The following is a 9,415-nucleotide window of genomic DNA, read 5'->3' on the forward strand; positions in this document are numbered from 1 at the left end:
CTCACCATACCAAATTGACAAAGTCTTTCATTTCTTGATAGGCTGTATCCACACGCGCCTGTGTATCTAGATCCAATTGTCCATAATATCGACCACCAGCGACCCAGTCTTCCAATACATAGGTCTGATAGCTAAAACGCTCATAACCATCCAGTGAATACGTTCCCTGAGAGATACGATTCACCCAGGTTGGATGCGCTTGGGCTGTCCGAATACTTGTCTGCCCATTCTCTTTTTGAATCCTTATATCCATCAAGACACCCCGCTCGGTCCACTGGGAATTTGGTGTATCATCCATGCTTTCAATACGCTGATTGGACAGGAAATTCCCCATCGAATAGATAATCAATTTTCTCTGACCATCTTTTTCAATAATCTCTGCAGGCTCGACTACATGCGGATGCCCACCAAGAACGATGTCTGCTCCCCAATCAATCATTTGATGGTACAAACTGGTCTGTTCCTCCGTAGGCTCCAACTGGTATTCCACACCCGTCTGAGGCATGACGATGGTAATATCTGCCTCTTTCTCAGCTCGCTCAATCTCTGCCCGCATCTTTTCTTTATCAAAATCCGATAAATAGGCATCATATTCCTCCTGACCCAGCAAAGCCTCCATCCCATTGAAACCGTAAGCATAGGCTAGGACAGCTATACGGATACCATTGACTTCCCGAATGTAGAGTGGTGCAGTTGCCCTATTGCCTTCGGCGTAGACACCTACTGTATCCACACCTGCATCTCTAAATGTATTGACAGTGGAAATCAGCCCTGATAGATGTGAGTCCAAAATATGATTGTGGGCTAAGTCCACCAAATCGTAGCCTGCATCATGGATATTATTGGCGACAATGGCAGGCGCATTAAAAAGTGGGTAACCTGCTAATTCGACATCTGGGGAAATGGTCCCTTCAAAGTCTGCGATAGCGAAATCAGCCTGTTCTATCCAGGGCTTTACGTAGGTAAAATTCTCAGAAAAATCGTAACTTCCATCTGGCTGTTCTGCTCCTCGAAGAATAGGCAAGTGATAGAGCAAATCCCCATGAGCCATGATGCGAACAGAATTATCTGAGTGCATTGATTCTGATGCCTGATTCAGCCTAGGAACTAGGTGCTCGCTTACAATAATAATCGCCAAGATAATAGTTGCTAAGCCACAAATAAAAAACAAATGCATCTTTGTCCGATAGGACGCATATCGTTTTCTGCGAATATAGTTCGCCCTTTTCTCCATACCTTTACCCTCATACTCCCTACTTAAGAACCTTTGTTCAAAATACAGTCAGTAGTCCCTCAAAAAACTATTTCTTCCATAAAAGTACATCACTTATAAATAGAGATTATAATATTAGTATACGACATTTTTGCTAAAAAATCTAAATAAAATCAGAATTCCATCTCACAAATATATGTCTCCGACTATGTGTTCCATTCCTCAAACGATTATCAGACCGATCTTCACAGACCATTTAAAAAGAGCTAACATTACCCCTTCCTAACTCCCTAAAAGACTATCTGGGGGAACGGTACAATGTTAGCTTCTTTTTATATCTTCAACAGATGATCTCAGTCATCTAAGTGCTGTAGCTTGCCACGAAAATCTTCAATGGTCTCGTAGCCTTTTTCAGCCATGATGTCCTGCAACTCCGCGGTAATCCGCTCAAAGACAGCTGGACCTTCCTTCTGCAAGGTCGTGCCGATTTGGACCATACTGGCACCGCACAGGATATGCTCAAAAGCATCCCGTCCCGTCAGCACGCCACCTGTTCCGATAATCTGAATCTCAGGTTTCAGGCGTTGGTAAAAGGCATGGACATTGGCCAGAGCAGTCGGTTTGATATATTCCCCACCAAGACCACCAAAACCATTTTTGGGCTTGATGACCACTGCCTCATCTTCTATATAAAGACCGTTGCCAATGGAGTTGACACAGTTGACAAACTTGAGAGGGAATTGATTAAAAATCGCCGCCGCCTGATCAAAATGCACAATATCAAAATAAGGGGGTAACTTAATACCGAGTGGTTTGGTAAAGTAAGTGAAGACCTCCTGCAAGATGGTTTCTGTCGTTTCAAAATCATAGGCAATCTGCGGTTTTCCAGGGACATTGGGACAAGAAAGATTTAACTCTGTCATCCCCTTAAAATCACTGGCTTCTACAGTTCTCAAAATCTCGTGAGTCTCATCAGGCGACATTCCAACTAAAGATAAAACAAATGTGCGTTCTGACTCCGTTTCCTGCAATTCTAGTAGATAATCCAAATAGTAAGCCAAGCCCTGATTTGGCAAACCCATCGAATTGATAGAACCAAGCGGAACATTCTGATAACGTGGTTCTGGATTACCCGCGCGGTAGTCCAAGGTTGCTGTTTTTGTCACAAAAGTCCCCGCCTTCGAGCTCTTAACCGCATCCAATTCTTCCTTGGTCATGCACCAAACCCCTGCCGCATTCATCAAACAATTATCAAAGGTAAATCCACCGAGTGTCGTTGCTGTTGAAACCATATTCTTCTCCTTTTGCTTGTTTGGCATGATTATATCATATATTCATGGGTAGCGATATCGATTGCTGTTAATGTTCGGAATTGCAAATTTTTATCTTGAAATCTCAAAAAAGTCCTCCCACTTCAAAATAGGAAGACTTTTTATTATCTCTATAATTTATCCTTGTGTACGTTTTCTCACTCCTGCAAGACCGAGTCCCCCCAACGCAACTCCAATACCCATCAAGATAATACTATTTTCTGCGCCTGTATTTGGCAATGTCTTGGTCTGTTCTACACGCGAGTATGTATCCTTCTTATTAACAGTAACTACACTTGTTTGTGGTTTTGATGCTACTGGCGAAACAGCAACTTTCTTCTCATCAACCACAACTTTACCGTCAACAACTGTTATATCTTGACCTTTGGCAATTGCGTCTTTAAGAACATTAATGTCAAGAGCTGTTTTTTCCTGAGTAAGCAGTCCATCTTTTGGTACTGCAATAACTGTTCCATCAGGAAGAGTAGCAATAACATTGTCTTTAGCTTTGTCTTCAAGGTCTCTAAGTATTACTTGAGCGGCTTCATACCGAGCTTTGAGGTCCTGGTAGATTGACTGTTTAGTGTCACGTTCAGCTTGCAAAGTTTCTAAGATTTTAGTTTCACTCTCTAGTTTTGCCTTCGTTTCTTCAAGATTCTGCTGTGCTCTAGTATAAACAAGCTGTGCATTCTTAAGCTTTTCTTGTGCATGTTGTAAATCTAGCAATTCTTGTTCAGTACTTTGAACAGCCTGCTTGGCTTGCTCAAGATCTGACTGAGCTAGTTTTAGATTTTCCAATGCCTTATTAAGAATCCCTTCAAGGTTAGAAAGTTTTGCTTCCTCTTTCGCTTGATTGTCTTTTGCCACTTTCAATTCAGATTGTTGAAGTGCGAGTTCCGCCTGAGCTTCTTTAAGCACTTGAACTTTCACTGCATTGTCAGCTGTTAACTCCGTCACACGATTCGTCGCATTTTCTAATGCTTTTTCATCTGTTAACAATGTATTTTGTGCAGTTGTTAAATCAGAATTTATAATTGAAATCGTCTGAGCAATAGCTTTTTCGGCAGCTTCTTGCGTGGTATTAAAATTAGTTAGCGCATTGATAGCTTCTTCTCGCTTAGTATTTTTATGGTAAAGGGTCTCCTCCCAAACATAACGGAAGGTTGTTTTCGGCAAGAACTTAGTGCGTTTACCATTAAAATAGAATTCCGTGCGAAGTGGATCGGAGTCTGCATTTTCAACTGCCGATAAATAATATGAAATACCTTGTTTTATACGTGGATCTATAGTCGATGGCATCACTGAATAAACATTTTGTCCATTATCAGAAACAAAGGTTAATATTCCATAGCCCTTGGTAGCCTCCACAGCAATGCCTGTACCAGAAGCAGCAAGTAGCGGAATCCTATGTCCATAAACCAACAGACCAGGAAGTCCTTTCTTCTCATCCCACTGATAAACAGCATTTCGATAATCGTTAAAATATGAAAGAACTAAATTATAGGCAATTTCTTTCTCATCTAAAAGTGATTGCTCAACTCCACCAGAAGTCGCATTTTCTGTTTCACCCGTTAGTCCAAAATCTCTAACTTTTAAGACAGTATCATGGCTCAATTTATCATTTTTTGCCATTTCATCAGCTCGAGCTTTGGCCCACTTCAAAGCTGCATCTGTTACCTCTGGGACAGGGATATCAATGCCATTGATACGACGCAATTCCACAAGATAATCTCGGACATGTTTTGATACCTTATTATAGTCTACTGTTCTGCGTCGATCGTATGTATACGCGTCTTTATCAGAAAGAACAATAGTTTCAACAACTTCTCCTTCAGCAAACAACAGATTTTCATTGACTAGGCGAGGGACAACTTTTCCATTATTCAACGTCACAGTATCCGTTTTAGGTGTTGAAATCGAATCACTTTTGCTTACCTCGTGCTTTGCTAATTCACGCTCCACTACTTCTACAAAGAATTCTGGACCTGCATTTGTTACGGCTTGTTCTAATTCTTGGCGCTTTTTAGTACCGTTGGCAATCAAGTCTCGTTGCTCTTGCTCTTTTACAGCTAGACTCGCCGTTAAATCAGATACTGTACTTTGCTCTTCTTTTACTAGGGCATCAAGGCGACCAGCTTCTTGTTGGGCTTGTAACAACGTTGCTGAATCGAAAGCAGCCTCAGCTTCCTTCACCTTACTTTGCGCTGCATCAACATCAGCCTGCTTTTTAGATGTCGCTTGCTTAGCTGCCTCAACAACCTTTTCTTGAGCCGCGACATCTGCCTGTGCTTGTTTTACAGACTCAGTCGCAGATTGAATAGTAGTTTCTTTTGTTACTTGCTCAGCTTTCACTTGGTCGATAGCTGCCTCTGCTTCTTGAATTGCCTCCGGAGTCGCTTGAGCCGCTGTCTGCTCAGCAACTGTTAATTGTTCCTTCGTTTGAGTAGCGATTTCTTCAGCAGTTCCATATGCTTGGGTAGCAGATTCAACAACAACCTTTTGTGTATCTACTGCCGATTGCGCTTGCTCCACAGCCTCACCTGCTGTTTGAACATCCGTAGCAGTAACTGCTGTTTCAGATGTTGATGAAGATTCAACTGGTACTTGCGTGGCATTTTCAACTGTTGTTATTCCTCCAGTTTCTATATTTACTACCTGGTCTGTATCAGCTGCTACTGTAGAAGCACCTACAGTTGCAAGAGTGACAGCAGTTCCGGCTACAAGTGTTCTAACGATATAGTTCTTCTTCATATTTTCCCCCTGAAATAGCTTGTTTGCAAGATCTTAGTAAAATGTAAATCTTACAAAAATATAATATCATTTTATATAAGCATAGTCAACTATGCAACTCTGTTTTAGCTCAATTTAATATCAATTTTTTCTATTTCGCATTTTTTTCTTTACATTTAAAAATCATGGTGCTATAATAATTATCAGATAAATTAAATTGTCAGACAATTTAATAAATAAAAAAGAAATCAGGTGATCCCATGTCAAATGCCAAAGCTTACATCCAAGCTTCTTTTGAAGCAGTCAAAGCCCGCAACCCACATGAAACAGAATTCCTCCAAGCTGTAGAAGAGCTCTTCTCTACACTTGAGCCTGTTTTTGAAGCACACCCAGAATACATCGAAGAAAACATCTTGGCCCGTATCGTTGAGCCTGAGCGTATCATCAGCTTCCGTGTTCCATGGACAGATAAAGATGGAAATGTCCAAGTCAACCGTGGCTACCGTGTTCAGTTCAACTCAGCTGTAGGTCCTTACAAAGGCGGTCTTCGCTTCCACCCAACTGTAAACCAATCCATCTTGAAGTTCCTCGGTTTTGAACAAATCTTCAAAAACGTCTTGACTGGTCTTCCAATCGGCGGTGGTAAAGGTGGTTCAGACTTTGATCCAAAAGGAAAAACTGATGCTGAAATCATGCGCTTCTGCCAAAGCTTCATGACTGAATTGCAAAAACACATCGGACCTTCACTTGACGTCCCTGCTGGTGACATCGGTGTCGGTGGTCGTGAGATTGGTTACATGTACGGTCAATACAAACGCCTCCGCCAGTTTGATGCAGGTGTCTTGACTGGTAAACCTCTTGGCTTCGGTGGTTCATTAATCCGCCCAGAAGCAACTGGTTACGGTTTGGTTTACTTCACTGATAACATGTTGGCAGCAAACGGTAAATCCTTCAAAGACCAAACTGTCCTTATCTCAGGTTCTGGTAACGTTGCCCAATATGCTGTTCAAAAAGCGACTGAACTTGGTGCAAAAGTTATTTCTGTTTCAGACTCAAATGGTTACATCATTGACGAAACTGGTATCGACTTCGACCTCTTGGTGGACATCAAAGAAAAACGCCGCGCTCGTTTGACAGAATACGCTGCAGAAAAAGCAACTGCTAAGTACTTCGAAGGTTCTGTATGGAACTACGACGGCAAGGCTGATATTGCCCTTCCATGTGCGACTCAAAACGAAATCAACGGTGAGCAAGCTGCTGCCCTTGTGAAGAACGGTGTATACTGTGTGGCTGAAGGTGCCAACATGCCATCTGACCTTGATGCTATCAAAGTTTATAAAGAAAACGGCGTTCTTTACGGCCTTGCAAAAGCTGCCAACGCTGGTGGTGTAGCCGTATCTGCCCTTGAAATGAGCCAAAACAGCCTTCGTCTTTCATGGACTCGTGAAGAAGTAGACGGCCGTCTTAAAGACATCATGGCAAATATCTTCAACACAGCCAAAGAAACTGCTGAAAAATACGACCTTGGTACAGACTACCTTGCAGGTGCTAACATCGCAGCCTTTGAACAAATTGCGGATAGCATGATTGCCCAAGGTTTGGTATAAGCTTACTTTTAGTTTACTAAACTATAATAAAAACGCCCCCAAAATTGACGTGCTAATTTTGGGGGTATTTTTCATTAAAAGAAGAGGAGAACAGTGGATAAACATGTTCTCCTTTTTAAAATGTAAAAATAACAGATAGGTCGGATATAGTACAATTACCAAGCCGAACAATCTGAACCAAGGGGCGTATAAACCCGCAAAATTGTGCAGTATTTAAAACTTTTTCTACGGCAATTAGATACCTTCTGCGACTAATTCCGTCCACATGGCATCTTCGTAGGTAAAACCAAAGTTTGTTTCATTATCTATACCGTAGATAAGTTTTACTTGTACTTTCTCTCCTGGCTTCAGCTTTTCAACTAGATTCACATCATAGGTCCGCAAATCCAGGGTAAAGGGAATCTGACTAACGGGATCCATGAGACTGAAATAGTATTCATCAAAATAGAGTTCTTCTGCGGTCGAATTTTCAACTTCCATTTCAACAACATAAGCTGTGCTATAGTAGCTATCTACTAGTTCTACGCTATCGTCTTTGCCCATAGACGTTACTGTCACATGAAGACCATCAGAAAAATCAACTGAATCACCAACTTGATACTCCGTGTATTCCACAGTCTCATCAATGTATCCGTCACTACCTGTATCCCAATTATCAAAATTTGCTGCGCTTAGACCAATCATAAAAATAAAACAGGTTACTCCTAGGACGAAGGAGAGGACTGCACCAGCAATGGTTGTCCAAAAGAGAGGCTGTTTGTGCAAGGGTTTCTTCTTATAATACATCTGCCCATTTTCAACGACAAAATCTTTTGTTTGCATAATAAACTCCTTATTTTAAAACAGTTGGTCCACTTGAAGGTAAATCTATTCCTGCTTGACGCAGAGCATCTTGATAAAAACCAAAGAATTGATGATAGATCTTGTTCTGTTGACCATTGGCTACGAAAAGATTAACACGAAATACAAACTGTCCCGAAATAGCGTTTTGGGGACCTAATACAGTCACACCTGTAATCTGGTCAAAATTGCTGATCTCTCTCAAATTGACCTCTTCTATTACGCGATAGACTTGTTCCAAATCGGTATTAAATTTGAGCGGAATATCGATTTGAGCACGCATGTCCCCTCTTGACTGATTGGACACCACTAGAATGTTGCGATTGGGAATAAAATGCAATGTGCCATCTGCATCACGTACTTGTGTTGTTCGGATTCCCATGCTAACGATGGTTCCTGAAATGGTAATAGGCCCGTTGGTTAACTTAACCACATCTCCGACGTCAAACTGTCGTTCAATTAAGATAAAGAATCCATTGACCAAGTCTGAGAGAAAACCTTGTGCCCCCAGCCCAACAGCTACCCCAGCAATCCCGGCTCCTGCAAGAAGACTGGATACCGGTAAACCGAGGATACTCAAAATACAGTAGATAAGGATAAAGTAGAGTAGGTAATTTAGGATGCTTTCCACCAGACGACTGATGGTCTTCTGACGACCAATGTCTTGTGTAGATACCTTTAGAGAGGGAACCAAAACCTTTTTCACAGAAGCTTTGGCTATCTTCTTGATAATGTAAAATGCAACAAAGAGTAAAACAAGCGATAAAACCTTATTTAGACCTGCTGTCACAATGGCCTCAATATTAAATTGAGACAAATACTTGGTAATAAAATCATTCATGAGATAATTATAGCAGAAAAATGGGGAAAAACTGAAAACAAACTCAATCCTAAATCATTCACACCTTCTTCAAGATTCTCCTACATAACAAAAAATCCTCAGAAATGAGAACCACTCCCAATCATTTCTGAGGATTTTAACGTTTTATTACCATTAAGACTCGGTGAAATAGGAAGAACAGTTCCTATTTTCTAAAAAAGGGCAGACTCCCCCCTTGGTGCGCTCATCAATTTTAAAAAATAGCTTATCTTATCCGTCGAGTAACTGCCTTCCCGCCTGAACGACGACAGGTATAGTAGTTTGAATTAGGAAAATGACAACTTTAAGTTATAGTGTCAATAACCCACTCCTAAAATAACTTTAGAGTTCTCAGATTGATAAATTTGATAAATTGATAAACTTATACTTAACAAAAATCAAAAACAAACCATGCTAGCTTAGAATAAATGTTCTATCTCCACATGCCGAAACGAACTATTCGTTTTAGCTCCAACTTCGAAACTATTCCCCAACCTTTAGAAATAGTTTGGTTTTGATTTTTCTTCTTAACCATCTTACCCGCTATATACGTCTTCATATCACGTTTCTATTCGTAATGCTACGATTTCGTTATCCCTTCACTATCTTGGTTTCTAGCATCAGACTTAGAAATTGCTATCAAGGTCACCGATATAAGGAGTCCCTAGAAGACTTCCCTCTCAGATGGGCGACATGTCCGTCGTACTACAAAAAATCCGAAGTATTCGATTAGAAGAACACTTCGGATTAACGGCTCTATAATTTCTGTAGTGGGTAAATCCACCATGGAAATTATGGAGCCTTTTTGAGTATAGAAAAAAGTCCCATATGACCTATAATGAAAAGTGTTCAACCA

General features: G+C 40.9%; 6 protein-coding genes. 1 reads left to right on the top strand and 5 read right to left on the bottom strand.

Annotated features, from left to right (window positions below; genetic code table 11):
* Window position 1: 1 nt before the first annotated feature.
* The 3 genes from NOL38_RS07845 to NOL38_RS07855 all read right to left on the bottom strand — a co-directional run bounded on the left by NOL38_RS07845 (window position 2) and on the right by NOL38_RS07855 (window position 5,274).
* The gene (locus NOL38_RS07845; protein ID WP_277941872.1) at window positions 2-1,234 is read right to left on the bottom strand and encodes a CapA family protein; all 1,233 of its coding nucleotides are present in this window, start codon (window positions 1,232-1,234) and stop codon (window positions 2-4) included.
* 332 nt (window positions 1,235-1,566) lie between these two features.
* Entirely contained in the window at window positions 1,567-2,505 is a 939-nt protein-coding gene (locus NOL38_RS07850) for a dihydroorotate oxidase (protein WP_277941874.1), read from the bottom strand.
* A 156-nt stretch (window positions 2,506-2,661) separates the two neighbouring features.
* Window positions 2,662-5,274 (bottom strand): LPXTG cell wall anchor domain-containing protein, encoded by a 2,613-nt coding sequence (locus NOL38_RS07855; RefSeq protein WP_277941873.1) that lies wholly within the window; start codon window positions 5,272-5,274, stop codon window positions 2,662-2,664.
* A gap of 239 nt (window positions 5,275-5,513) precedes the next feature.
* On the opposite strand from NOL38_RS07855, the gene gdhA reads away from it, so the two are divergent.
* Window positions 5,514-6,860 carry an NADP-specific glutamate dehydrogenase gene (gene gdhA, locus NOL38_RS07860; protein ID WP_014636785.1) on the top strand — a complete coding sequence of 449 codons (1,347 nt, stop codon included), beginning with the start codon at window positions 5,514-5,516 and terminating at the stop codon, window positions 6,858-6,860.
* 234 nt (window positions 6,861-7,094) lie between these two features.
* Here the strand turns inward: gdhA and NOL38_RS07865 are convergent, their stop codons facing one another.
* Window positions 7,095-7,682 (bottom strand): DUF4352 domain-containing protein, encoded by a 588-nt coding sequence (locus NOL38_RS07865; RefSeq protein ID WP_024408480.1) that lies wholly within the window; start codon window positions 7,680-7,682, stop codon window positions 7,095-7,097.
* A gap of 10 nt (window positions 7,683-7,692) precedes the next feature.
* A complete protein-coding gene (locus NOL38_RS07870; RefSeq protein ID WP_002937530.1) occupies window positions 7,693-8,541 on the bottom strand; it encodes a mechanosensitive ion channel family protein in 849 nt (282 codons plus the stop codon).
* Window positions 8,542-9,415: the final 874 nt, after the last annotated feature.

It is taken from the genome of Streptococcus suis (genome assembly GCF_029616525.1).
Taxonomy (GTDB): Bacteria; Bacillota; Bacilli; order Lactobacillales; family Streptococcaceae; genus Streptococcus; species Streptococcus suis_AF.

Excerpts from the sequence above, each read along its gene's own strand:
- NOL38_RS07845 (WP_277941872.1), bottom strand. The coding sequence starts at position 1,234 with ATGGAGAAAAGGGCGAACTATATTCGCAGAAAACGATATGCGTCCTAT.
- NOL38_RS07850 (WP_277941874.1), bottom strand. The coding sequence starts at position 2,505 with ATGGTTTCAACAGCAACGACACTCGGTGGATTTACCTTTGATAATTGT.
- NOL38_RS07855 (WP_277941873.1), bottom strand. The coding sequence starts at position 5,274 with ATGAAGAAGAACTATATCGTTAGAACACTTGTAGCCGGAACTGCTGTC.
- gdhA (WP_014636785.1), top strand. The coding sequence starts at position 5,514 with ATGTCAAATGCCAAAGCTTACATCCAAGCTTCTTTTGAAGCAGTCAAA.
- NOL38_RS07865 (WP_024408480.1), bottom strand. The coding sequence starts at position 7,682 with ATGCAAACAAAAGATTTTGTCGTTGAAAATGGGCAGATGTATTATAAG.
- NOL38_RS07870 (WP_002937530.1), bottom strand. The coding sequence starts at position 8,541 with ATGAATGATTTTATTACCAAGTATTTGTCTCAATTTAATATTGAGGCC.